The sequence below is a fragment of the Comamonas odontotermitis genome (genome assembly GCF_040396735.1).
GTDB classification, from domain to species: domain Bacteria; phylum Pseudomonadota; class Gammaproteobacteria; order Burkholderiales; family Burkholderiaceae_C; genus Comamonas; species Comamonas odontotermitis_C.
In genome coordinates, this window is record NZ_JBEBNZ010000001.1 from 122,481 (window position 1) to 148,497 (window position 26,017).

Annotated in this window: 22 protein-coding genes; 21 read left to right on the plus strand and 1 reads right to left on the minus strand. The window is 64.5% G+C overall.

Going from position 1 to position 26,017, the window contains the following annotated elements:
• The first annotated feature begins 136 nt into the window (after positions 1-136).
• Positions 137-1,573, plus strand: a complete 1,437-nt coding sequence (locus ACH2DG_RS00570; protein ID WP_395023783.1) for an aminopeptidase P N-terminal domain-containing protein — start codon at positions 137-139, stop codon at positions 1,571-1,573.
• A gap of 260 nt (positions 1,574-1,833) precedes the next feature.
• On the plus strand, positions 1,834-3,279 hold the full coding sequence (gene pyk / locus ACH2DG_RS00575) for a pyruvate kinase (RefSeq protein WP_395023784.1): 1,446 nt from the start codon (positions 1,834-1,836) through the stop codon (positions 3,277-3,279).
• A 182-nt stretch (positions 3,280-3,461) separates the two neighbouring features.
• Here pyk and ACH2DG_RS00580 read toward each other — a convergent pair whose 3' ends face one another.
• Positions 3,462-4,172, minus strand: a complete 711-nt coding sequence (locus tag ACH2DG_RS00580; RefSeq protein ID WP_395023785.1) for a phosphatase PAP2 family protein — start codon at positions 4,170-4,172, stop codon at positions 3,462-3,464.
• A 75-nt stretch (positions 4,173-4,247) separates the two neighbouring features.
• On the opposite strand from ACH2DG_RS00580, the gene ACH2DG_RS00585 reads away from it, so the two are divergent.
• From ACH2DG_RS00585 to ACH2DG_RS00675, 19 genes are all read left to right on the plus strand, one after another.
• Entirely contained in the window at positions 4,248-4,949 is a 702-nt protein-coding gene (locus ACH2DG_RS00585) for a response regulator transcription factor (RefSeq protein WP_395023786.1), read from the plus strand.
• Entirely contained in the window at positions 4,946-6,313 is a 1,368-nt protein-coding gene (locus ACH2DG_RS00590) for a histidine kinase dimerization/phospho-acceptor domain-containing protein (protein WP_395023787.1), read from the plus strand. The genes ACH2DG_RS00585 and ACH2DG_RS00590 overlap by 4 nt, the downstream gene beginning before the upstream one ends.
• Positions 6,314-6,557: 244 nt before the next feature.
• A complete protein-coding gene (fba, locus tag ACH2DG_RS00595) occupies positions 6,558-7,622 on the plus strand; it encodes a class II fructose-bisphosphate aldolase (protein WP_395023788.1) in 1,065 nt (354 codons plus the stop codon).
• Positions 7,623-7,872: 250 nt separating this feature from the next.
• The gene (gorA, locus tag ACH2DG_RS00600) at positions 7,873-9,282 is read left to right on the plus strand and encodes a glutathione-disulfide reductase (RefSeq protein WP_395023789.1); all 1,410 of its coding nucleotides are present in this window, start codon (positions 7,873-7,875) and stop codon (positions 9,280-9,282) included.
• 89 nt (positions 9,283-9,371) lie between these two features.
• Positions 9,372-10,616, plus strand: coding sequence for a M48 family metallopeptidase (locus ACH2DG_RS00605; protein WP_395023790.1), 1,245 nt, complete (start codon positions 9,372-9,374; stop codon positions 10,614-10,616).
• 188 nt (positions 10,617-10,804) lie between these two features.
• Positions 10,805-11,644, plus strand: coding sequence for a hypothetical protein (locus ACH2DG_RS00610; RefSeq protein ID WP_395023791.1), 840 nt, complete (start codon positions 10,805-10,807; stop codon positions 11,642-11,644).
• A gap of 181 nt (positions 11,645-11,825) precedes the next feature.
• Entirely contained in the window at positions 11,826-13,514 is a 1,689-nt protein-coding gene (locus tag ACH2DG_RS00615) for an AMP-binding protein (protein ID WP_395023792.1), read from the plus strand.
• 93 nt (positions 13,515-13,607) lie between these two features.
• Positions 13,608-14,366, plus strand: coding sequence for a 5'-methylthioadenosine/adenosylhomocysteine nucleosidase (locus tag ACH2DG_RS00620; protein ID WP_395023793.1), 759 nt, complete (start codon positions 13,608-13,610; stop codon positions 14,364-14,366).
• Between the two features lie 86 nt (positions 14,367-14,452).
• Positions 14,453-15,655 carry an MFS transporter gene (locus tag ACH2DG_RS00625; protein WP_395023794.1) on the plus strand — a complete coding sequence of 401 codons (1,203 nt, stop codon included), beginning with the start codon at positions 14,453-14,455 and terminating at the stop codon, positions 15,653-15,655.
• 245 nt (positions 15,656-15,900) lie between these two features.
• Positions 15,901-16,677 (plus strand): SDR family oxidoreductase, encoded by a 777-nt coding sequence (locus tag ACH2DG_RS00630; protein ID WP_395023795.1) that lies wholly within the window; start codon positions 15,901-15,903, stop codon positions 16,675-16,677.
• A gap of 16 nt (positions 16,678-16,693) precedes the next feature.
• Entirely contained in the window at positions 16,694-17,224 is a 531-nt protein-coding gene (locus ACH2DG_RS00635) for a cupin domain-containing protein (RefSeq protein ID WP_395023796.1), read from the plus strand.
• 18 nt (positions 17,225-17,242) lie between these two features.
• A complete protein-coding gene (locus ACH2DG_RS00640; protein ID WP_395023797.1) occupies positions 17,243-18,121 on the plus strand; it encodes an alpha/beta fold hydrolase in 879 nt (292 codons plus the stop codon).
• Between the two features lie 15 nt (positions 18,122-18,136).
• Entirely contained in the window at positions 18,137-18,973 is an 837-nt protein-coding gene (locus tag ACH2DG_RS00645) for an IclR family transcriptional regulator (protein WP_395023798.1), read from the plus strand.
• Between the two features lie 13 nt (positions 18,974-18,986).
• Entirely contained in the window at positions 18,987-19,796 is an 810-nt protein-coding gene (locus ACH2DG_RS00650) for an SDR family oxidoreductase (RefSeq protein ID WP_395023799.1), read from the plus strand.
• Positions 19,797-19,953: 157 nt separating this feature from the next.
• A complete protein-coding gene (locus ACH2DG_RS00655; protein ID WP_395023800.1) occupies positions 19,954-21,648 on the plus strand; it encodes a thiamine pyrophosphate-binding protein in 1,695 nt (564 codons plus the stop codon).
• Between the two features lie 39 nt (positions 21,649-21,687).
• Positions 21,688-22,485 carry an aspartate dehydrogenase gene (locus tag ACH2DG_RS00660; protein ID WP_395023801.1) on the plus strand — a complete coding sequence of 266 codons (798 nt, stop codon included), beginning with the start codon at positions 21,688-21,690 and terminating at the stop codon, positions 22,483-22,485.
• Positions 22,486-22,503: 18 nt separating this feature from the next.
• Positions 22,504-23,979 carry an aldehyde dehydrogenase gene (locus ACH2DG_RS00665; protein WP_395023802.1) on the plus strand — a complete coding sequence of 492 codons (1,476 nt, stop codon included), beginning with the start codon at positions 22,504-22,506 and terminating at the stop codon, positions 23,977-23,979.
• Positions 23,980-23,988: 9 nt separating this feature from the next.
• Positions 23,989-24,951 (plus strand): VOC family protein, encoded by a 963-nt coding sequence (locus tag ACH2DG_RS00670; protein ID WP_395023803.1) that lies wholly within the window; start codon positions 23,989-23,991, stop codon positions 24,949-24,951.
• Positions 24,952-24,989: 38 nt separating this feature from the next.
• A complete protein-coding gene (locus ACH2DG_RS00675) occupies positions 24,990-25,970 on the plus strand; it encodes a tripartite tricarboxylate transporter substrate binding protein (protein ID WP_224150534.1) in 981 nt (326 codons plus the stop codon).
• Positions 25,971-26,017: the final 47 nt, after the last annotated feature.

The window sequence follows — 26,017 nt, forward strand, 5'->3', positions numbered from 1 at the left end:
GGTCAATATCAGGGCTGGTGCTTGTATATGGGGCGCAGATTGCTATCAAATTATGAGCGCTAGTGTTTACCCCAATTTCCGCAGGCGAGGCCGCGTTATGGCTGCAGGGCTTTGGGAGCAGCGCTAGGATAGAACCATGCAGAACAACAACGTCCCCGCCATTCCCGCCCAAGCCATCTATGCCGAGCGCCGCGCCCAGGTCGCCCGCCAGTTGGGCGAGAGTGGCATTGCCATCATTCCTACGGCGCCGGAACACCCGCGCAACCGCGACAGCGACTACCTGTATCGCCACGACAGCTATTTCTACTACCTGACCGGTTTTACCGAGCCGAATGCAACGCTGGTGATCACGGCCGATGGAAAAAGCACCCTGTTCTGTGCGCCCAAGGATCTGGCGCGCGAAATCTGGGATGGCTACCGCCTGGGGCCCGATGCCGCCGTGCCCGCGCTGGGCGTGAGCGAAGCCTTTGCCATCAACGAGCAGGACGCGCGCATGGCCAGGATGCTGGAAAACCGCACGGTGGTGTGGTATCCGTTTGCCATCCATCCGGGGCTCGAAGGCGTGGTTGCCAAGTGGCTCAATGCCGTGCGCGCCCGTACCCGCTATGGCGCCCTGGTGCCCGAGCAGCAGCGTGACCTGTGTGCGATCTTGGACGAGATGCGCCTCATCAAGGATGCGCACGAAATCGCCATCCTGCGCCGCGCCGGCGCCATCAGTGCGCGCGCCCATGTGCTGGCAATGCAGCGCTCGGCACGCATGCTGCGCGCGGGCAAGGATGTGCGCGAGTACCATCTGGATGCCGAGCTGCTGCAGGCCTTTCGCGAGCACGGTTCGCAGTACCCGGCGTACGGCTCCATCGTGGCGGCAGGGGCCAATGCCTGCGTGCTGCACTATCGCGCAGATGCCGCGCCCGTCAGAAGCGGTGATCTGGTGCTGATCGATGCCGGCTGCGAGCTCGACGGCTACGCCAGCGACATCACCCGCACCTTCCCGGCCAATGGCAGATTCAGCGGCCCGCAGCGCGCGCTGTACGACCTGGTGCTGGCCAGTCAGGATGCCGCCATTGCTCTTGCCCTGCCTGGCAAGCGCTTCAACGACTTGCATGACGCCACGGTGGCCGTGCTGGCGCAGGGCATGCTGGACTTGGGCCTGCTGGACGGCAACAAGGTCGGCAATGTGCAGGATGTGATCGAAAACCGCAATTATTTCCAGTTCTACATGCATCGCACCGGCCACTGGATGGGCATGGATGTGCATGACTGCGGCAACTATGTGGAGCCGAGCGAGGTGGGGCACATCAGCGAGCGGCGCGATCCGCTCTCGGGCGAGTTGATCATCAACCGTCCCAGCCGCATCCTGCGTGCGGGCATGGTCACCACCATCGAGCCCGGTATCTATGTGCGCCCGGCCGAGGGTGTGCCCGAGCAGTTCCACAACATCGGTATCCGCATCGAAGATGACGCGCTGATCACCGAAACGGGCTGCGAGCTTCTGACGCGCGGCGTGCCGGTGGCAGCCGATGAGATCGAGGCCTTGATGCGCGATGGCGCGCCAGCCCCGTCAGACCTGTAAACATATGAATTACACGCAAAACGCTATTGAAAATGTAGCTTGTTGCGTATGCCACGCCTGCATCAGCAGGCGTTTTTTCTTGCAACGTGGCCAAAGCACATCAATTGTGCAGGTGCACATCGAATGAAACCGGTTGGTAACCGCAAACCGTGACTTTGGTGTCAGAATGGAAACTCGATTACAGAATGAAGCTGTATACAGTTACATGAAACAGTTGCCGCTTCCCGTTTGAGACAAACACAACGCTCAGGAAAACATCCATGGCTTCCCCCAAGATTCGCCGCGCCACCAAGATTGTTGCCACCTTAGGCCCAGCCTCCAGCGATCCGGCGCTGCTGGAAGAGATGATCCGCTCGGGCGTGAATGTGGTGCGCCTCAATTTCAGCCACGGCAAGGCACAGGACCATGTGGACCGTGCCCGCATGGTGCGCGATGCCGCGCAGCGTGCCGGCCGTGAAGTGGCCATCATGGCCGATCTGCAGGGCCCCAAGATCCGTGTCGGCAAGTTTGCCGAAGGCAAGGTCATGCTGGAGCCGGGCGCCAAGTTCGTGCTCGATGCCAGCCGTGCCGAGCCTGGCGATATCAACGGCGTGGGTCTGGATTACAAGGAGCTGCCGCGCGATGTGCGGCCGGGCGACGTGCTGCTGTTGAACGACGGCCTGATCGTGCTGACGGTGGACAGCGTGCGCGGCGATGCTGTCCACACCACGGTCAAGCTCGGCGGCGAGCTGTCCAACAACAAGGGCATCAACAAGAAGGGTGGCGGCCTGACGGCGCCAGCGCTCACGGCCAAGGACATGGAAGACATCAAGACCGCGATGAGCTTCCAGGCCGACTATGTGGCCGTCAGCTTCCCCAAGACAGCAACCGACATGGAAATGGCGCGCCAGCTGTGCATGGTCGCCGCAGCCGAATACCGCCACCGCCCCGGCCTGATTGCCAAGATCGAGCGCGCCGAAGCCATTCCGCACCTCGAAGACATTCTGCGTGTCTCCGATGGCATCATGGTGGCGCGTGGTGATCTGGCCGTGGAGGTGGGCCACGCCGCCGTGCCTGCGCTGCAAAAGAAGATGATCAGCCTGGCGCGCGAGATGGACAAGGTCGTCATCACCGCCACCCAGATGATGGAGAGCATGATCACCAACCCCGTGCCCACGCGCGCCGAGGTGAGCGACGTGGCCAACGCCGTGCTCGATGGTACCGATGCGGTGATGCTGAGCGCCGAGACGGCCGCTGGCAAGTTCCCGCTGGAAACCGTGCAGGAGATGGTTGCCATCTGCGCTGCTGCAGAGGCTTCGGCCGACTGGGCGGCCGACACCGATTTCGTCGGCAAGACCTTCCAGCGCATCGACCAGAGCATTGCGCTGGGCGCGCTCTTCACCGCCACGCACCTGGGTGCCAAGGCCCTGGTGGCCATGACCGACAGCGGCTCCACGGCGCTGTGGATGAGCCGCCACCGCACGCAGATCCCGATCTACGCGCTCACCCCCAAGGTGGCCACGCAGCGCAAGATGGCGCTGTACCGCAACGTCCGCCCGCTGCTGATGGATACCAGCGCCGACCGCGATACGGCCCTGGGTCAGGCCGAGGTACACCTCAAGGCGCGTGGCATTGTGCAAAGCGGCGATATTTACGCCATCACCTGCGGCGAACCCATGGGCTCGCCCGGTGGCACGAACATGATGAAGATCTCCCGGGTGGTGTGATACCGGGCATTGGGATTTTTGCTATCGAAAAAAGAGCTTCTGGCGCCTGGATGGCGAGCGCCAGAAGCTCTTTTTTCATGAAAAACCGGGTGACGGCCGCGAGTGCCGAAGCCGGTGTGGAAAACACCGCTTCTCATCCATTCAACAAGCGCCAGGCGCTATCAAAAAAACAGCGTTTCGCATCAAATCTGCGTGGCCTTGCGCCGCTGCACAATCGCATCCACGGCGAGGCCCGACGTCCAGCACAGCCAGGCGGTCCACAGGGTGTGGCTCATGTAGTGGGCGCCGCGCATCTGCTGGCCGATGCCAAGGGCAAGGCCAAGCACCAGCGCAATCGCCAGCCACCAGCGTGCAGCACGCGGGGCATCGCGGTACAGCGCAAAGTAGCCGCCCAGAAAGGCAAAGCCAGCGGCAGCATGGCCGGCAGGAAAGCAGTGGCCGCCGCCGCCATCCCGCACGCCCCAGCGCCAGTGCGACACGTAATCGGCCACACCGCCAAACAGCTGCAGATCCCAGGGGCAGCTGGTGGCGCTGCTGCGCTTGACAATGGCCACCACGGCCAGTGCGATCAGAATGCCCACCACCAGTTGCACACGCCGTGCCGACGGCAGGCGGCGCAGCGCGCCAAAGGGAAACCACACGCCGATGCTGAGCACCACCACGGTGATCCAGCCGAGCATGCGCATCACCTCGTGCATGTAGGTCACCAGAAAATGGTTGTCGCGCAGTGCAAAGCCCTGGGCCGTACCCCACCAGCGGGCCATGGCGACATCCTGCCCGGCTAGATCCCAGAGGGATGCCAGCACGAAACCGATCAGGGAGATGACGATCCAGCGGGTGGTGGGGGTGGAACTGGCGTTGGCGGACAGCGCAAGACTCGGAGACGATTGCATGGCATGCAGCATGCGCGGCTGCGCTTAAGCATTTCTTAATGTAGAGGCAGGTCGCCCTCATGCACAATGGCTGGCATGCGAATACTCTTGGTTGAAGACGACGCCGGCATTGCCGAGGGGCTCAAGGCCAACCTGCAGCAGCGCGGCCATGCTGTGGACTGGTGCAGCAGCATTGCCGCAGCCTGGACGGCATTGACCACGGAAGGCTTTGACGCGCTGCTGCTGGACCTGGGGCTGCCCGATGGCGATGGCACCAGCCTGCTGCAGCGGCTGCGCAACGCGCCGGCACCCACAGGCCTGGCCAAGACCCTGCCCGATCCGGCAACGCCCGTCATCATTCTGACTGCGCGCGATGGTGTACATGACCGCATCGAAGGGCTGGACCTGGGGGCGGACGACTACCTCTCCAAGCCGTTTGATGCCCAGGAACTGCAGGCACGCCTGCGGGCCCTGGTGCGGCGGGCGGCGGGCCGCGCCAACCCGCTGATCCACTACCGCGACATGGTGCTGGACCCGGCGCAGCACCAGGTGCGGCTCAATGGCGCCCTGGTGGAGATGTCTCCGCGTGCCTACACCATCCTCCTCATCCTGCTGCAGGCCCATGGCCGGGTGCTGTCGCGCCAGCAGCTCGAGGAAAAGCTCTACAGCTTTGACGCCTCGGTCGAGAGCAATGCAGTCGAGGTGCATATCCACCACCTGCGCAAGAAGCTGGGCGCAGACTATATCCAGACCATGCGCGGCGTGGGCTACTTCATGCCGCAGGATGCTGGCGCATGAATGCATCTGCCGCATCGCACCGCCTGCCGCGCCTGCAGACGCGCCTGCAGGTATGGATTCTGGGTGCGCTGGCGGTGGTGTGGGCCAGCTTCGTGTTCTGGGGCTACCAGGCGGGGGTGGAAGAGGCCGATGAGCTGACCGATGGCCACCTCGCCAGCGTGGCCGCCCTGGTGCTGAACCTGCCGGTATCCGACGCCTTTGGCCAGGGCAAGACGACGCCGCGCGTGGCATTGCCGGGCCTGCGCGCCCATGATTACCAGCAGTCCATGAGCATGCAGCTGTGGGACGACCAGGGCAATATGCTATTGAATGTGGGCAGCGCGCCACGGTTGAAGTTTGCTGACGAGCGCGAAGGCTTCTTCGATGCGGAGCTTGGCGCCAAGAAGCAGACCTGGCGCACTTTCACGCAATGGAACGCCGAACACACCCGCAAGGTGACGGTAATGGTGGCCCTGCAGGAGCGCGACGATCTGGCCGACGACATTGCAGGCCAGATGGTGCTACCCGGACTGTGGCTGCTGCCGGTGGTCACCCTGGTGCTGGGGCTGACGATACGCGCCGGTCTCAGGCCGCTGCACCAGTTATCCCAAGACGTGGAAGCGCTGCAGCCCGAGCAGGGCCAGCGCCTGTCCACTGGCCATGACTGGCAGGAATTCCGTGCGGTCACGCACTCCATCAACACCTTGCTCGACCGCAACGACGAGGCCATGGAGCACGAGCGCAAGCTCGCCAATGAAGTGGCGCACGAGCTGCGCACGCCGCTCGCGTCGATCAGCCTGCACGCCCAGGCCCTGCAGGGAGGGCTGCCGCAGCCGCAGCAGGCGCAGGCGGTGGAGCGCATCCGCAGCGATGCCTTGCGCGCAGGCCATGTGCTCAACCAGATTCTCGCGCTGGCACGCAGCAGCCGGGTGGCGCTGACGCAGCAGGCCCGGCCTGTGGATGTCGCCCAACTGGCGCGTACGGTTGCGGCAGAGTATGCGCAGGCTGCGTGGCAGCACGGCGGCAGCCTGGCCGTGGAAATGCCTGATGCCCTGTGGGTGAGCGGCCATGCGGTTCTGTTGGAGGTGGCTTTGCGCAATCTGGTGGAAAACGCCTTGCGCCATACGCCGCCCGGCACGCAGATCGAGGTGCAGGGCGGGTTGGACGAAGCTCCGGAAGGCGGCCACTGCTGGCTCCAGGTGTGCGACGATGGTGGTCGCACCGGGCAGACCGCCGCTGCGGAGCCCGTGGACAGCCTGCACCTGGGCCATGAAATCACCCAGCGCATCATGGCCTTGCACCATGGCAGTTTTGGGCAGACGGCGGCTCCCGCACCCTATACCACTTGCTATCGCCTCGGTATGCCGGCGATACCGGCCGCCTGAGCTTGTTAAAATAGGCAGTTACCAAGCGGTTACCGGCCATTTTCTGCCTTTTTGTGGGCCGGTCGCCTGCCGCCTGGAGTTGCTGAAACCGCCTTGAGACGCCACCGAGCCTTGCCTGCCGGCCCGTCGTCTTTTCGCAAATCCTGCGTTTTGCAGGGTGGTGCCGGCAATGCGTAAATAAATCGAGGGTGCTGCAGCAGCGGCTGCAGCGCTTTTTCTTTGTATTAGAACGGACCCGACGACCATGCCTTTGATCTCGATGCGCGAAATGCTGGACCATGCTGCCGAAAACGGCTATGGCATCCCCGCCTTCAACGTGAACAACCTGGAACAGGTCCAGGCCGTGATGTCGGCAGCTGACGAAGTCGGCGCGCCCGTGATCCTGCAGGCCAGCGCTGGCGCCCGCAAGTACGCTGGCGAGCCCTTCATCAAGCACCTGATCCAGGCTGCGGCCGAGATGTACCCCCACATCCCCCTGGTCATGCACCAGGACCACGGCACCACGCCCGAGATTTGCCAGGGCGCGCTGAACCTGGGCTTTGGCTCGGTGATGATGGACGGCTCGCTGATGAGCGACGGCAAGACGCCTTCGTCCTTTGACTACAACGTGGATGTGACCCAGAAGGTCGTCGCCATGGCGCACAAGGTAGGTGCAACGGTGGAAGGCGAGCTCGGTTGCCTGGGCAACCTGGAAACGGGTGACGCTGGCGAGGAAGATGGCATTGGCGCCGTGGGCAAGCTGGACCACAGCCAGATGCTGACCGACCCGGAGGAAGCGGCCGTGTTCGTGAAGGCCACGCAGCTGGACGCGCTGGCCATTGCCATTGGCACCAGCCACGGCGCCTACAAGTTCTCACGCAAGCCCACGGGCGACATCCTGGCGATCTCCCGCGTCAAGGAAATCAACGCCCGCATTCCCAACACCCACCTGGTGATGCACGGTTCTTCTTCGGTGCCGCAGGAGCTGCTGGCCATCATCAACCAGTACGGCGGCAAGATGAAGGAAACCTACGGCGTGCCTGTCGAGGAAATCCAGGAAGCCATCAAGTTCGGCGTGCGCAAGATCAACATCGATACCGACATCCGCCTGGCGATGACCGGCGCCGTGCGCAAATTCATGGCCGAGAACCCCGACAAGTTCGACGCCCGCGAATGGCTCAAGCCCGCCCGCGAAGCCGCCAAGCTGGTGTGCAAGACCCGCTACATCGAGTTTGGCTGCGAAGGCCAGGGCGCCAAGATCAAGGGCTACAGCCTGGAGCAGATGGCCAAGAAGTACGCCGGTGGCGAGTTGGCCCAACTGGTCAAGTAAATACGACTGTTTTCACAGCTGCTGGCGCATATCAGATGCGCTCCAGGGGCCTGAAAACCAAAAAACCTGCAGCATGCTGCAGGTTTTTTTATGGCCTGTGCGGCCCGCTCCACAGCACACCGGATTGCCCAGGGGCGCGTACAGCGGAGATGCCCCAGCACCGATAGGCGCTTTGCAAGGCCTGCGGGCAGAGTGGTGCGCACTTTTGCCAGAATGGGGCGGTCATACAAAAACGCAAGGAGTACGGCCCATGCTGCCCCAGCACGAATGGAATTTTGATGTGATCGTCGTCGGCGGCGGCTCAGGCGGCGTGCGCGCGGCACGTATGGCTGCCAAGCGCGGCGCCCGGGTGGCGATGGTCGAATCGGGTGCCATGGGTGGCACCTGTGTCAATGTGGGCTGCATTCCGAAAAAGCTCTACAGCTACGCGGCGGGTTACCACGACGCCTTTGCGCAAGCCCGGGGCTACGGCTGGCAGGTACCGGAAGGCATTGCGCTGGACTGGGGCCAGCTCAAGGCCGCGCGCGCCAAGGAAATCACCCGCCTCAACGGCATCTACGAAGGCCTGATGACCGGTGCCCAGGTAGAGCGGCTGAGTGGCCATGGCCACCTGGCCGATGCGCATACCGTGGTGGTGTCCCAGGGCGATGCGGAAGTGCGGCGCCTCACGGCCGCCCATATCCTGATCGCCACCGGCGGCACCCCTGCGTTGCCGGATGTGGAAGGCAAGGAATGGGCCATCGTGTCTGACGACGTGTTCGACCTGCCCGTGCTGCCGCGCCGCATGGTGGTGGTGGGCGGCGGCTACATCGGCTGCGAAATGGCAAGCATCTTCCACGGCCTGGGCGTGGAGGTGACCCTGCTGTACCGCGGAGAGCAGATTCTGCGTGGTTTCGACGACGAAGTGCGCGCCTTTGTCGCCGAGGAAATGCGCAAGGCCGGTGTGGATGTGCGCGTGAACACCGATGTGGCGCGCATCACCGCAGAGGCTGCAGGTGCTGCGGCAGGCGAGCGCGTGGTGCATCTGAACGACGGCAGTGTGCTGCGCGCAGACCAGGTGCTGTACGCCACGGGCCGCAAGCCCCATGTGGCCGGCCTGGGGCTGGAGGCGCTGGGCATTGCGCAGTCAAAGAACGGTGCCATCGTGGTCGATGAACACTTCACCACCAACCTGCCCAGCGTGCATGCCCTGGGCGATGTGGTGGGGCGGATGGAGCTTACGCCCGTGGCGCTGGCCGAGGCCATGGCCTGGGTGGACCATGTGCTGGGCCCGGTGCCGGGCCAGGAGGCGCGGGTGATGGACTACGGCAATATTCCAACGGCGGTGTTCACCCACCCGCAGATTGGCACCGTGGGCCTGTCGGAAGCACAGGCGCGGGAGCGCTGCGGCAAGATCCGTGTCTACCGCAGCGATTTCAAGCCGCTGCGCCACACCTTGTCGGGCAGCAGCGAACGCAGTCTGGTCAAGCTGGTGGTCGATGATGCAAGCGACCGCGTGGTCGGGTTGCATGTGGTGGGAGCCGATGCCGGCGAAATTGCCCAGGGCTTTGCCGTGGCGATGAAGGCGGGCGCCACCAAGGCGGTGTTTGACCAGACGATCGGCATCCACCCCACCATGGCCGAGGAGCTGGTGACCTTGCGCGAGCTTTCACGGACCTGACAGTTGTTGCGATGCAACGTCGCTGCGCTGCATCGTTCTGCCCTTTGTAACTTGATGCATGATGGCGCATCTTTACAAAGGAGACACATATGGCGGACTTGGTGTACCCGCGCGAGAAATCACTGGGCTTGATCACCCTGGTGCTGGGTTTGATCGCCTGGCTGGTGATCATTCTCGCAACCCTTGGCACGGCACTGATCTACCTGCTGTTCGGCTTCATCTTCTACCTGTTTGCGCAATCGGGCCTGATTGCCTGGCTGCGCGGTACCGGCGTGCGGCTGTCGGACGAGCAGTTCCCCGATCTGTACCTGCAGTACCTGCAGTGCTGCAAGAAGCTGGGCATGGTGGAGCCGCCAGAGGTCTACATCCTGCAGGGCGACGGCATCATGAATGCGTTTGCCACGCGCTTTCTGGGTCGCAACTTCGTCATTGTGCTCACCGACACGCTGGACGCCATGCGCGAGCAGCCCGATGGCATCAACTTCTACTTTGGCCACGAGCTGGGCCACATCAAGCAGGGCCACTTGACCGGCCATTTCTGGCGCATGCCGGTGCTGTGGCTGCCGCTGATCGGTGCCGCATATTCGCGCGCGCAGGAATACACCTGTGACATGCATGGCCGTGCCTGCTGCGACAACCCCGAATCGGCGGCGCGTGCGCTGTCAGTGCTGGCTGCTGGCGCCGAAAAGTGGAAAAGCATCAACCTGGTGCAGTATGCGCGCCAGACCATGAAGAACCGTGGCTTCCTGCCCGACCTGCATGAGCTGCTGAGCGGCTACCCCTGGCTCACCAAGCGCGTGGCGCGCATGATCAGCCCGGGCACCAAGATGCCGGGGCGCAACTGGTTCAGCTATCTTTTTGCACTGTTCGTTCCATACGGCGGGCGCGCTGGCGGTGCATTTGCCGGCATCATCATCGTGGTGGCCATCATCGGCATCCTGGCGGCTGTGGCCCTTCCTGCCATGAAGGGCGCGGGTGCCATGGGCGGTGCTGGTGGTGGCCTGACCGACATGCTGATGCAGGGCATGCAGGAGAAAAAAGGCAAGGAAGCCTTCAGCAAGGAGTGGACCCAGGCCGAGCAGGTGCGCAATGCGCTGGCACGCTACTACGAGCAAAAGGAGGAAGTGCCCGATACCTTGGCAGAAGCTGCAGTGCCTGCGCAACTGGCCTCCAGCCTCAGCTATGACAGCAGCGACATGTCGCTCACGGCCATCACCCGCTTTGGCCGCCTGGGCATGACGCCATCGGTCGATGATGACGGCAAGGTGCAATGGCACTGCGTGGCAGAAGGCAAGGCAGAGCGCTACCTGCCAGACGCCTGCCGCGAGGACTGACACCCGCTGCCGCGCTGTGCCTGGCGTTGGCAATGGGCTGGTGCGGATGCGGGGTGAATACATCTTGAAACATGTCATGCCAATGTCTCCAGATTCGCCTGGGGCGGGGCGGTCAGAATTCGGGGCGCTCTTGCTATGATGCGGGGCTTGGCAGCGCCCTGGCTGCCGCCGCCTTCTGGATCCGTTCTATGCCTTTTTCCGCTGTCCGCTCTCCTTCCATGGTCTTGCTGGCCTGCAGCGCCGCTGTTGCGCTGCTGACCGCCTGCGCACCGCTGTCGCCCAATACCGCGCAGGTGGGACGCACCCAGGTGTCGCTCGACAGCAATCCCGACCTGCAATGGAAGTACTGGGGCACGGACAGCGAAGTCCTGAACGTGCTGCCCGAAGACCTGTCCAAGGACAAGCCCCTGACCGCCAAGCTCTGGCAGATGCGCACCACGCTCGGTGAGCTGGTGGGTGTGATGTCGGTACGCTCCAATGTGGACAGCCTGGACAACCGCAACACGGTCTGGACCGAAGATTGCCCCAAGCAAAAGGGCGTGCTGGTAGAACGTACCCAGGGCCTGAACGTGGGCCGTGTGGACTGCCTGCGCATCAAGCGGACGGCCAACAGCATGGATTGGCTGGCAGCAAATGATCCAGCCATGGCTGCGCGCCTGGAGGCCGCTGGCGTGTTCTTTGCCCGGCCGGTGTCCTATGTCTCCTACCAGTACACCACCAGCAATGGCGGCTATGTAGAGGTGCAGGTGCTGGCAGACCACCGCCTGGTACGCCCACAGACACGCAACAGCGTTGATTTTCTGGCTGCCGGTCGTCCATTGGTGGATTGGTCGCAGGATCTGGCGCTGTCCGTGCGGCAAAGCACGGGTTATATCAATGGGGTGATGAACGTGCCGCCCTTCCCCTACGACATCGACACCAAGCCTTATTACGAAACCAGAACCGTGGATTCGGACGTGCTGATCAGCAAGGACACGTTCAAGAAAGATGCCCCGGCATCCGAGGGTGAATCGCCAGCCAAGCCGTAACCGCACCTGTCGCGCAAGGGGTGGCCCCACCGCTTCAAAAAATGCCATGGCGCAAACCATGGCATTTTTTTTCGTCTGATTCAGGGTATATCCAGACCCGCGGGCGCTGCAAACTCCGCACAATAGGGCCGATACCATTCAAAAACGGTGCGGGGAAACCGCATCCGCAGGAGACTTGTGCATGACAGAACGCCCCTGGCTGGCGGCCTATCCGGCCGAAATGCCAAAGGACATTGACCGGGACCATGTGCCCACCCTGGTGCAATTGCTGAACCAGGCATTCATCCAATACGCAGACCGCACGGCACTGCATTTCATGGGGGCGACCTTCAGCTACCGCCAGCTCGACCAATACAGCACGGCGCTGGCGGCTTATCTGCAAACCTTGTCATTGGTCAAGGGCGACCGGGTGGCACTGATGATGCCCAATGTGCCGCAGTATGCGGTGGCCGTGGCAGCGGTATTGCGCGCCGGGCTGGTTGTGGTCAATGTCAATCCGCTCTACACCTCGTCCGAGCTGGACCACCAGCTCAAGGACAGCGGCGCCAAGCTGATGATCGTGCTGGAGAACTTTGGCGCCACGGTGCAGAACTGCCCGGCCCACCGCCAGCTCGACAAGGTCATTGTCTGCAGCATGGGCGATATGCTGGGTTTTCTCAAAGGCAATATCGTCAACTGGGTGGTGCGCCACAGCAAGAAACTGGTGCCACCGTTCCAGATTGATCGCAGCATTGCCTTCAATGACGCGCTGCGTGAAGGCGAACGCCACCAGTTCTCGCCCGTGGATGTGGGCGCGGACGACATCGGTGCACTGCAGTACACCGGTGGCACCACCGGCGTGGCCAAGGGGGCCGTGCTGCTGCACCGCAACCTGGGCGCCAATGTCATGCAGGTGCAGGCCTGGTACGGCCCCGCGCTCAAGACCATCCCTGCGGGCGAGCACCCGCTGTGTGTCTGCGCGCTGCCGCTCTACCATATCTTCGCGTTCACGGTGTGCTTTCTGCTGTCGATGCGCCTGGGCCACCAGGTGCTGCTGATCCCCAATCCGCGCGACATGAAGGCGGTGCTGGGCGAGCTGGGCAAGTATGAATTCCATACCTTGCCGGCCGTCAACACCCTGTTCAACGGGCTGATGAACCACCCCGATTTCGACAAGGTGAACTGGAAGAACCTGCGCGTGGTGGTGGGTGGCGGCGCTGCCGTGCAGCATGCGGTGGCAGAGCGCTGGCTGCAGCGCACCGGCCAGCCGATTGTCGAAGGCTACGGCCTGTCGGAAACCAGTCCCGTGGCCAGTTGCAACATCGTTGGCACCGGCAAGGAATCCTCGGGCTCCATCGGCTACCCGATGCCGGGCACCGATCTGGCGATTCTGGATGACCTGGGCTATCCGGTGGCCCAGGGCGAGCGGGGTGAAGTCTGCATTCGCGGCCCGCAGGTGATGGCCGGGTACTGGCAGCGCCCGGACGAGACCGCCAAGGCGATGACCGAAGACGGCTTCTTTCGCAGCGGTGATATCGGCATCATGGAAGCTGACGGCATGTTCCGCATCGTGGATCGCAAGAAGGACATGGTGCTGGTGAGCGGTTTCAACGTCTACCCGAACGAGGTGGAAGATGTGGCAGCCGCCTGCCCGGGCGTGGCCGAATGCGCAGTGGTGGGCGTGCCGGACGAGAAGACGGGCGAGGCCATCAAGCTGGTGGTGGTGCGCAAGTCGCCAGACCTGACCGAGGCGCAACTGCGCGCCTTCTGCGCCGAGCGGCTGACCGGCTACAAACGGCCCAAGTACATCGATTTTCGCGATGCCCTGCCCAAGACCCCTGTAGGCAAGATACTGCGCCGCGAACTGCGCGATGAGTCTCCCAAGGCGTGAGAGCTTGAAAACGTTCTGAAAGTCAAAGCAGTTGGCAAAGCGGAGATTGCGGCGACAATCTCCGCTTTGTTTTTGCCGATTCCAGCCCCTGACGTGACCATCGCCATCCTCAGCGCCCTGCCACAAGAGCAGGCAGGCATTGCCAACTTGTTGACAGACTCGTCCATCACCGACCATGCCAGCCGCCGCTATACGCACGGCAAGCTGCATGGCCATGCCGTGGTGCTGGCGCTCTCGGGCATTGGCAAGGTGGCTGCGGCCAGCACGGCTGCCACCTTGATCGAACGCTTTGGCGCGCGGGCCATTGTGTTTACCGGGGTGGCCGGCGGACTGGGCGAAGGCGTGCAGGTGGGCGACGTGGTGGTGGCCAGCAGCTATGCGCAGCACGACATGGACGCCTCGCCGATCTTCCCGCGCTACGAGGCTCCGGGCTACGGCAGGGCGCGCTTTGACTGCGATGCCGCATGGAGCGCGCAGCTGGCCTGTGCTGTGCAGCGCTGCGTGGAGGAAGAGGCCGCCGCGTGGACTGCCGAACTGGGCCTCCCCGCGCCGCGCATGCACGAGGGTCTGATCGTCAGTGGCGACCGATTTGTCAGCAGTGCTGCCGAAGTGCATGTCTTGCAAGGCAGTTTGCGGGCTGCAGGGCTGGAGGCCTTGGCGGTGGAAATGGAAGGCGCTGCTGTGGCCCAGGTATGCGCCGATCATGCTCTACCGTTTGCCGCCATGCGCAGCATTTCCGACCGCGCCGACGACAGCGCGCACATGGATTTTCCGCGCTTCATCAGCACCCTATCGAGCCGCTACGCCCAGCACATCATCGGCAGCCTTCTGCAGAGCCTGCCTGCCGCCTGAGGAGATGGTCCGGTTGCGAGGGTGACTGTGCGCGGCAGGCATGCCCGGCACAATGGCGCGCTGGTTTGATGCGTCCCATGCCGACAATGTCCCTTTTTTCGCCGAATCCCGGTGCCGAGCGGCCGGTGCTGACCACCTGCAAGCTCGGCGTGGGGCAGATGCTGTCGTGGGGTTCGGCCTTCTACTTGCCGGCCATCCTGGCGGGCGCCATGGGCGGGAGCCTGGGCGTGCCGGCATCCCGCGTCTTTGCGGCGTTTTCGCTGGCGCTGCTGGTGATGGCCTTCACCGGTCCGGTGGCGGGGCGGCTCATCGACCGCTGGGGCGGGCGCCCGGTGCTGATGGCGACCAATGTGCTGTTCGCCCTGGGCCTGGTGCTGCTGTCCCGGGTGCAGACGGCGGGACAGCTGTTTGCTGCCTGGCTGCTGCTGGGGCTGGCCATGGGCGCCGGGTTGTACGAGGCGGCGTTTGCCTCTGCCGTGCGGCTTTATGGCAAGGAGGCGCGCGGCGTGATCGTGGGCATCACCTTGTTTGGCGGCTTTGCCAGCACTGTGAGCTGGCCCATCACCACCTGGCTGTTGCAGGCCGTGGGTTGGCGCGACGCCTGCCTGTTCTGGGCTGGGGTGCAGTTGCTGGTGCTGTTGCCCCTGCATGCCACGCTGCCGCACGCACAGCCCCGGCAGGGGGCCGATCCGGCACTGAATGGAGCAGCGGCACCCAGCCAGCTGCCACCCAATACCATCCGCAGCCGAATGGGTACGCTGGTGCTGCTGGCTCTGACGTTTGCCTCCGTGTGGTTCATCGGCACCTCCATGATGTCGCACCTCCCGAGCCTGCTGGCCGTGAGTGGTGCCACTGCCACGGCCGCCGTCGCGGCCGCTGCGCTGGTGGGGCCTGCGCAGGTGGCGGGCCGCATTGCGGACTACGTATTCCTGCGCCGCGCGCACCCGCTGTGGTCGGCGCGGATCGCCGTCATGGCCTACCCGTTGGCAGCCCTGGTGCTGGTGGGGTTTGGCGCTGCTGGTGGCTGGGGCTATGCGGTGGCATTTGGCCTGGGCAACGGCATCATGACGGTGGTCATCGGCACCCTGCCGCTCGCGATGTTTGGCGCGCAGGGCTACGGGCAGCGGCAAGGCCTGCTGATGGTGCCGGCGCGCATGGCGCAGGCCAGCGCGCCTTTCCTCTTCGGTCTTGCGCTGGAGCGTTGGCAACTGGGCGCGTTGTGGGTGCTGGTGGCCGCTGCCAGCACTGCCGCCACGGCACTGTGGTGTCTTCGCCCCAGGCAGGACTGATTGGTGCCCGGCGGCCGGGCCCCCGAGATACACACCTGATTCGATAGCGGATCGCGCATGGGCAGTGCGGTCTGCAGGCTGATTTCTGCCGCCGTTCACCGCATTCGACGAGGCCGGGAGCCGCGCCTTTTCCTGTCCCGCTCATTCAATGCCCTAGGGTTTCCCCTCTGTATTCCCCCCATGGGGTGATCGCTACACTTGCGTTGTTTCAGGAATTAATCATTGTTTCTTAGGTGAAACGAATCATGAATCTCACACCCATGCCACAGATTGGCCAATTGCAAGGTCGCCGCATTCTGGTGACCGGTGCCGCGCGTGGTCTCGGTTTTGCTTTTGCCCACGCCTTGTGCGAGCACGGTGCCCATGTGGCGCTGGCCGATTTGCGTGAAGACCTGCTGCCGCAATCGGTGGCTGCGCTGCAGGGGCGCGGCTTTTCTGCCGTTGGCATCCGCGTTGATGTGTCCGATCCAGCTTCGGTGCAGCAATGCGCGGAGCAGGCGGTGCGCGAGCTGGGCGGGCTGGACGGCCTGGTCAACAACGCGGCTGTGACCGATTCCGGCGGCAAGGGCATGGACGACATCGAGCTGGCCAAATGGGACCAGGTGATGACTGTGAATGTGCGTGGCACCTGGCTGATGACCCGCGCATGCCGCCCCGCCTTGCGTGAAAGCGGCCGCGGCGCTGTGGTGCATCTGGCCTCTGACACCGCGCTGTGGGGCGCGCCCAACCTGATGGCCTACGTGGCCAGCAAGGGTGCCGTGATTGCGATGACGCATGCCATGGCGCGCGAGATGGGCGCCGACGGCATCACGGTCAATGCCGTGGCGCCGGGCCTGGTGCTGGTGGAGGCCACGCAGTACGTGCCCGAGGCGCGGCACCGGCTCTACATCGACCAGCGCGCGCTGCAGCGCGAGCAGATGCCCGAGGACGTGGCTGGCGCTGTGGTCTACGCCATGTCGGACGGGGCGCGCTTCGTCACGGGCCAGGTTCTTGCCGTCAACGGCGGCTTTGTCATGAATTAACCGCAAGGAGCGAACCATGAGCGAACAGCAAAATACCCCGCGCACCTGGGCACGTCCCGAAGGCGCAAGCCTCAAGGACTGGATGGAGACGCGCATCGCGCGCTTTTCCACCCGCAAGTACGATTTTGACGCACTGAAGTTCCAGGCCGACTTCGACCCCAAGTACCGCCGCGGCCAGATGCGCTACATCGGCACCGGCGGCACCGGTGTTGCCACCGACAGCAATACCATCCCGTCCGAGCACTTCACCTTCTCCACGATGGTGATCCCTGCTGGCAACGAAGGCCCACCACATATCCATGTGGATGTGGAAGAAGTGTTCTTCCTGATGCGCGGCAAGCTCAAGGTGGTGCTGACCACGCCTGAGGGCGAGCGCTTCGAGACGGTGATGACCGACCGTGACGTGATCTCGGTGCCCCCGGGCGTGTACCGCGAAGAGATCAACATCGGCGACGAAGATGCGCTGATGTGCGTGATGCTGGGCGCCAAGAAGCCGATCACGCCGACCTACCCGGCTGACCATCCGCTCGCCAAGATCAAGCGCTGATCCAGCAAGGCCCGCACCATGTCCACCGACACCACCACGCCCTGGAGCGAAGCGCTCATGCGCAAGGAGCAGCAGCTGGAATCGCAGTTCGCGCAGCGCATGGTGGCGCTGCCCGATGGCACGCAACTGGCTGTGCGCGAGCGCCCGGCGGCCGGTGGTGCCGCGCAGACCGTGGTAATGCTGCATGGCATCAGCTCGTCGGCGGCCTCGTGGCTGGATGTGGCATTGGCACTACGTCCCAGCTGGCGTGTGCTGGCCTGGGATGCCCCCGGCTACGGTGCGAGCAGCCCCTTGCCGCAGACCCATCCGCGCGATACCGACTATGCAGCCCGCCTGGGCGCCTGGTTGGCCGCAGATGTAAAGGGCCCAGTGGTATTGGTTGGCCATTCGTTGGGGGCATTGATGGCGGCGGCTTGTGCTGCGCAATACGCGCCGCAGGCGCTCGCAGGCCTGCTGTTGCTCAGCCCTGCAGGCGGCTATGGCTCGCACGATGCGGCTGCCCGCGAAAAGGTGCGCAGCGAGCGCAACGCATCGCTTGGCACGCTGGGCGTGGCAGGGCTCGCACAACGCATCGACCAACGCCTGCTCAGCCCCGGCGCCGATGCGCTGGCACGCGAGTGGGTGCGCTGGAGCACATCGCGCATGCACGAAGGTGGCTACCGCCAGGCCGTAAACATGCTGTGCGACAGCGACCTGGGCGGGCATGCACCGCTGTCCATACCGGTGCATATCGCCTGTGGCGAGCACGACGTGGTCACCACCCCCGCTGCCTGCCGCCGCTGGGCGCAGGCCTGGCAGGTGCCTTTTTCCAGCATCGCTGATGCAGGCCATGCCAGCCCGGTTGAAAAGCCCGGCGCAGTGGCCGAATGGATCGAAGATAGAGCCTTCTTACTTTGAACCAGGAATACCGCAATGACACAGACCAATCCTTCCGAAACCGGCTCTGAAAAGTATGTGGTGCCAGCGCTCGAGCGTGGCTTGCGCCTGCTGCAGGAGTTTGGCCGCGACAGCCGCACCCTGGGCGCTCCCGAGCTGGCGCGCCGGCTTGAGCTGCCCCGTGCAACGGTGTTCCGCATGCTCAACACGCTCGAAGGCATGGGCTTTCTGGAGCGCATCGACGGCGGCACCGAATACCGTCTGGGCATGGCCGTGCTGCGCCTGGGTTTCGAGTACCTGTCGTCGCTGGAGCTGACGGAGCTGGGCCAGCCCGTCATCGCTCGTCTGTGCGACGAAATCAGCTACCCCTGCAATATCGTGGTGCGGGACAACCGCTCGATTGTCTACGTCGCCAAGGTCACGCCGCCAAGGCCGCTGGCCAGCGCCGTGCACGTGGGCACCCGGCTGGCGGCGCACGGCACGGTTTTCGGCCGCGTGCTGCTGCTGGACTTCTCGCTGGCGGAGCTGCGCGCGCTCTACCCGGAAGAGCACCTGGAAGCGTTCTCGCCCAACACCCCCCGGACTGCGCTCGACCTGTTCAACCTGATCGAGGCCGACCGCGAGCGTGGCTACGTCTTCGGTGAAGGCTTTTACGAAACCTCGATCTCCACCGTAGCGGCGCCCGTGCGCGACCACAGCGGCCGCATCGTGGCAGCGCTGGGCTCCACGATTCCGTCACCGCATGCAGGCCAGGCCAAGGCTGCGGGCGTTGCCGAGCGCGTTTGCGCAGCAGCCGACGAGCTGTCGGGCCTGCTGAACTACCGCCGTGAGCCCCAGGCCGGGGCACGGGTTCTGTCCATGCCGGGGCATTGAAGGAATTTTGCAAATGAGTGCTTTCCAGATCAAGGATGTGGTGGCGGTGGTCACCGGCGGATCGTCAGGCATCGGCCTGGCGACGGTGGAGTTGCTGCTCCAGCACGGCGCGGCCGTGGCTTTCTGCGGGCGCAATGAGGAGCGCCTGCGCACCGCCGAGGCTGCGCTGCGCGGGCGTCACCCCCAGGCGCGACTGCTGGCTGCCGTCTGCGACGTGCTGAATGCAGAAGACGTGCAGCGCTTTGCGGCCCAGGCGCAGCAGGCCCTGGGCACGGCAAGCATCCTGATCAACAACGCAGGCCAGGGCCGTGTGTCGACCTTTGCCGACACCACTGACGAAGCCTGGAGCCAGGAACTGCACCTGAAATTCTTCTCCGTCATCCATCCCACGCGGGCCTTTCTGCCCCAGTTGCAGCAGCAATCGGCCCAAGGGCGCGACGTCGCCATCGTCTGCGTGAATTCGCTGCTGGCATCCCAGCCCGAGCCGCACATGGTGGCCACCTCGGCTGCGCGTGCCGGCCTCAAGAACCTGGTGCGTTCCATGGCCACCGAATTTGCCCCGCAGGGCGTGCGCGTCAACGGCATCCTGGTAGGTCTGATCGAGTCGGGCCAATGGCGCCGCCGTTTCGAGGCGCGCGAAGACAAGTCGCAGGACTGGGCTGCCTGGACCGGCGCACTCGCCACCAGGAAATCCATTCCGCTGGCGCGCCTGGGCTTGCCCCGTGAGGCCGCGCAGGCCATCACCTTTCTTGCCAGCCCCCTGTCGTCGTACACGACGGGCAGCCATATCGATGTTTCCGGAGGTCTTTCCAGACATGTGTAACACCCCCTGTGCGGCTGACGCCGCTTCCCCCTCTCTCGCTTCGCGGGAGGGAGACGACGCCCTCGCTGCGGGGCGGCCCTTGCTTGGCGTCCCGCCGATGAACTGCGCCGGTGGCATGCGCAGCGCCTGCTATCACTAATACGGATCTGACAAGACCATGACATCTACCGCACCACAAATCACCGTCGGCGCCGCCGTTGCCGAATTTCTCGAGCACTGCGGCGTGAAGGCTGCGTTCGGGGTGATTTCCATCCACAACATGCCGATCCTTGATGCGATGTTCGCGCGCGGCAAGGTGCGCTTCGTGATGGCGCGCGGCGAGGCGGGCGCTGGCAACATGGCGGACGCCTGTGCCCGCTCCACTTCCAGCCTGGGCGTGTGCATCACCAGCACCGGCCCGGCAGCAGGCAATATTGCAGGCAGCCTGGTGGAGGCCTACACCGCAGGCACCCCGTTGCTGCACATCACCGGCCAGATCGAGACCCAGTACCTCGACCAGAAGCTGTCGTACATCCACGAGGCGCCAGACCAGCTCACCATGCTGGGTGCCGTCTCCAAGGCTGCATTCCGGGTGCGCAGCGCCGAAACCTGCCTGTCCACCTTGAAAGCCGCCGTACAGGCCGCGATGACCGCACCCACCGGGCCGGTGAGTGTCGAGATTCCCATCGATATCCAGCAAAGCGTGATCGATATGCCTGCCGACTGGTCGCCGCTGCCGGTGCCTGTTCTGGCACCGAGCGAGACTGCGCTGGACGCACTGGCCAACACGCTGGCCCAGGCCCGCCGCCCACTGCTGTGGCTGGGTGGTGGTGCACGCCATGCCGGTGCTGCCGTGCGACGCCTCAAGGTCATGGGCTTTGGCATTGTCAGCACGGGCCAGGGGCGTGGCATTGTGCCTGAAGACGATCCGGCCTCGCTGGGCGCCTACAACATCCAAAAACCTGTCGAAGCCTTCTACCAGCGTTGCGACGCCATGCTGGCCGTGGGCACGCGCCTGCGCAGCAACGAGACGCTGAAGTACGAACTCCAGTTGCCGCGCCCGCTGCTGCGCATCGACGTGGACGCTGCCCAGCAGGGCCGCTGCTACATCGACGACGGTTTTGTCTGCGGCGACTCCGCCCTGGCCCTGAACGGCCTGGCCGACCGTCTGGAGGCGCGCGGCTACCGGGCCGATCCCGAGCTGCTGGCCGATCTGCGTCAGGTGCACAACGAGGTCGTTGCCACCATGCGCGATGGCCTGGGTCCCTACAGCGCCTTGGTGCAGCAGCTGCAGCAGGTGGTGGGCCGCAACTTCAACTGGGTGCGCGATGTGACTGTCTCCAACAGCACCTGGGGCAACCGCGAGCTGCGCTTTTTCGAGCCCAACGCGGGCGTGCACGCCACGGGCGGCGGCATCGGCATGGGCATGCCCATGGCCATTGGCGCGGCCATCGGTGCAGCGCAAAGCGGCTCGGGCCGCAAAACGCTGGGCCTGGCGGGCGATGGCGGTTTCATCCTGAACCTGGGTGAACTTGCCACGCTGGTGCAGGAAGAGTGCGACACGCTGATCGTGCTGATGAATGACCAGCGCTACGGCGTGATCCAGAACATCCAGGACGCCTCCTACGGCGGCCGCCGCTGCTATGTGGAGCTGCATACGCCCGACTATGCACAGCTGTGCGCATCGATCCATTTGCCCCATGCCCGGGTGCAGAACCTTGATGAACTGCCTGCCGTGCTGGAGTCGGCATGGAGCAGGAAGGGGCCTTTCCTGCTGGAGATCGACATGCGCTCCATCGGTGGCTTCAAGACCACGTTCTCCGGCCCGCCGGTGAACAAGCTGGACCAGATTCCGGCGACCAAGACCCAGTGAGACCCGACAAGACCTGAGAAAACCAGAAGGACCCACACCATGCAGATTGCTCTGATCGGCTGCGGCGCCATTGGCACCGCCTTGCTGGAACTGGTGAAGGACGATGCCGGCCTGCAGGTTGCCGCCCTCGTGGTACCGGCTGATGGCGCCGAGGCCGCGCGTGCCGTGGCCCAGCGCCTGGCGTCGGGTGCGCAGGTAACGCAGGCCGTGCCGGCAGCTGGCATTGATCTGGTGGTGGAGGCCGCAGGCCACGCCGCCATCGAGCAGCATGTGCTGCCTGCATTGCGCCGAGGCGTGCCCTGCATCGTGGCTTCGGTGGGTGCGCTGTCGGCAGCTGGCCTGCCTGAGCAACTGGAGGCCGCTGCCCGTGAAGGCCGCACGCAGGTGCAACTGATTGCCGGTGCCATTGGCGGTATCGATGCACTGGCTGCAGCCCGCATCGGTGGCCTTTCCACGGTGCGTTACACCGGCCGCAAGCCGCCACACGCCTGGAAGGGCACACCGGCCGAGCAAGGGCGTGATCTGGACGCCCTGACTGCAGAGACGGTGATCTTCGAAGGCACCGCCCGCGAGGCGGCTGCGCAATTTCCCAAGAACGCCAATGTGGCTGCCACTGTTTCGCTGGCAGGCCTGGGGCTGGATCGCACCACGGTGCGCTTGATTGCCGACCCGGCCGTGCGCGAGAACCTGCACCAGGTCGAAGCCGCAGGCGCCTTTGGCAGCTTCGAGCTGACCATGCGCAACCAGCCGCTGGCGGCCAACCCCAAGACATCGGCCCTGACCGTGTTCAGCGCGGTGCGCGCGCTGCGCGGCAAGGTGGCACCGCTGGTGATCTGACAACGAAAGAGTTTCATCATGTCGAATCTTGAACTGCTCCCCATCAACATCGGCGGCGAATGGCGCCTGGGTGGCGGCGACGAATCCGCCTCGCTCTACCCTGCCACCGGCGAAGTCGTGGGCCGCCTGCGCGCTCCCAGCCTGCACGATGTGGAAGAGGCCATCCAGAAGGCCGACCACGCATTCCGTACCAGCGGCTGGGCACAGAAGAAGCCACACGAGCGCGCCGCTGTGCTGCACCGTGTGGCGCAGCTGATCCGCGAGCGCGCCGAGCCGTTGGCCCAACTGCAGCGCCTTGACAACGGCAAGCCCATCAACGAAACGCGTGCCCTGGTGGCCAGCGCTGCCGGCACCTTCCAGTATTTCGCCGCTGCCTGCGAAACCATGGAAGAGGCGATCACGCCGCAACGTGGCGATTGCATGACCATGAGCGTCTACGAGCCCATGGGCGTGGTCGCTGCCATCACGCCGTGGAATTCGCCCATCGCGAGTGAAGCGCAAAAGCTCGCACCCGCGCTTGCGGCCGGCAATGCCGTGGTCGTCAAGCCCGCCGAAGCCACGCCGCTCCTGGCACTGGAGCTGGCCAGAATCTGTGAGGAAGCCGGTGTTCCGAAGGGCATCGTCAGCGTGCTGCCCGGGCGCGGCTCGGTGATCGGCGATGCCATCACCAAGCACCCGCTGGTCAAACGCGTGTCGTTCACCGGCGGTACCTCCACCGGCAAGCACATTGCCCGCATTGCGGCCGACAAGATGATGCCCGTCTCGCTGGAGCTGGGCGGCAAGTCGGCCACCATGGTGCTGGAAGACGCCGACCTCGACCATGCCGTCAACGGCGTGCTCTACGGCATCTTCAGCTCGTCGGGCGAGTCATGCATCGCCGGCTCGCGCCTGTTCGTGGCACGCAAGCTCTATGGCGATTTCATGGAGCGCCTCACTGCCAAGGCCGCTCAGTTGCGTGTCGGTGACCCGGCCGACGAGCGCACCCAGATGGGCCCGCTGATCACCGCCAAGCACCGTGAATCCATCGAAAGCTATGTGCAGTTGGGCCTGTCCGAGGGCGGCCAGCTGCGCACCGGTGGCCACCGCCCCGAGGGCGCGCTGTATGAGCGCGGCTACTACTACCGCCCCACCATCCTCGAAGGCGTGCAGAACGACTGGCAGATCTGCCAGCAGGAAATCTTCGGCCCCGTGCTCGTGGCCATGCCCTTCGACAACGAGGAGTCGCTGCTGGAGCAGGCCAACGACAGTGTCTACGCGCTGGCCGCCGGTATCTGGACGCGCGACTACAAGGCCGCGTGGCGCATCGGCCGTGCGGTGCAGGCCGGCACCGTGTGGATCAACACCTACAAGCAGTTCTCCATCTCCACGCCGTTCGGTGGCTGGCGCGACAGCGGCCTGGGCCGCGAGAAGGGCCGCCTGGGCATCCAGCAGTACATGGAGCAAAAAAGCCTGTACTGGGGCCTGAACGAATCCCCCTTGGGCTGGGCTAATTGAGGAGTCATCATGAGCGTACTGGGCATTGACGAAATCAGCTACGGTGCAGGCGATCTGGCGGCCTGCCGCCAGTTCTTTATCGACTGGGGGCTCAATCTGGTTGCCGAGCAAGCCGACCGGCTGGTGTTCGAGACCCTGAACGGCTGCCGCGTGATCGTGGCCGCCACCGACCACCCTGATCTGCCGCCCGCCATTGAAGCAGGCCCCACGCTGCGCGAGGTGGTCTGGGGCGTGGAGAGCGCTGCCGATCTCGCGCTCTACGAAAGCCGCATCGCACAGCTGCCGGGTTTTGTGAAGCAGGGCGCGCGCATCGGTTGCACCGACCCCAATGGCCTGGCCGTTCGCCTGCAGATCACGAAAAAGCGCGATGTGGAGGTGCAAAGCGCCGAGTACAACACCTGGAGCCGCAAGGGCCGCATCGACCAGGCCGGCCCGGCCTACGAGCGTGCCCAGCCCATCGAAGTGGGCCATGTGGTGTTCTTCGTCAAGGACGTGCAGGCCTGCGAGCGCTTCTATGTGGACAACTTCGGTTTTGCAGCCTCGGACCGCTACCCCGAGCGCGGCGTCTTCCTGCGCACCGCGCCCGATGGTGGGCACCACGACATTTTTCTGCTGCAGCGCCCCGATAAGCACGCCGGCCTGAACCATGTGGCCTTCACCGTGCGCGACATCCACGAGGTCTTTGGTGGCGGCATGCATATCTCGCGCTGCGGCTGGGACACCCAGCTCGGCCCGGGCCGCCATCCGGTGTCGTCTGCCTATTTCTGGTATTTCAAGAACCCGGCCGGCGCGCTGGTCGAGTACTACGCCGATGAGGACCAGCTCACCGCCGACTGGCAGCCGCGCGAGTTCGAGCCCGGCCCCACGGTGTTTGCCGAATGGGCCATTGACGGCGGCCTGGACGGCAACACCCGGCGCCAGAAGGGCGTGGGCGGCGCCGACGGCAAGTTTCTGACCGACAAGCGCCACTGATCCCATCCGATACGGAGTCCAACGCGATGCAACGACGCATGCTTATCCCCACGCTGCTGGCACTGGCCGCAGCCGCCGCACTGCCTGTTGCCCCGGCGCAGGCGCAGGATGCCCGCCAGGCGCTGGCGGCGGGGCAGTTCACCATCATTGCGCCGTTTCCGCCCGGAGGGCCGATCGACACGCTGGCGCGCATGCTCTCGAATGGCCTCGCCGCGCAGTACAAGCAGGTCTCCATTGTGGACAACCGTACTGGCGCCAACGGAAATATCGGCATCGAGGCGGCCCGGCGTGCCAAGGCCGATGGCCATACGCTGCTGGTCGTGCCGCAGGGCAACCTCACGATCAACCCTACGCTGATGCCCAAGCTGCACTACAGCGTGGAGGGTGACTTCGTGCCGGTGGCATCGCTTGCGCGCACCGCCAACGTGATTGCCGTGAACCCGGCCGTACCGGCGAAGAGCGTTGCAGAGCTCATCGCGCTGGCCAAGAGCAAGCCCGGCACCGTGAGCTATGCCTCACCCGGGGTGGGCAGCAGCCTGCACCTGGCAGGCGAGTTGTTCGGGCAGCAGGCGGGTGCCGATTTTCTGCACGTGGCCTACAAGGGCACACCCCAGGGGCTGAACGATGTGATGGGAGGCACCGTGCCGATGATCATCGGTAACCTGCCCACGCTGCTGCCGCACATCCAGTCGGGCAAACTGCGCGCGCTGGCCATCACCGACGCGCAGCGCACGCCTGAGCTGCCCGATGTGCCCACGCTGGCAGAAGCTGGCGTCAAAGGTGTTGCGCTGTCGTCCTGGTACGGCGTGATGGCGCCCAAGGGTACGCCAGCACCCGTGCTGGCCCAGTTGCAGCACGACATTGCACAGATCTTCAACGACCCGGCAAGCAAGGCGCAGCTGCAAAAGCAGGGCCTCGGTGTCTGGATCGTGGAAGGCCAGAAGTTCGGCGAACTGATCCGCACCGAGACGGCGGCCTGGGCGCCCATCATCAAAAGCCGCGGGATCGAGGCGCAATAGACGGATAGCGAGCAGCCCGCCAAACCACCACCCACCACCACAAGAGC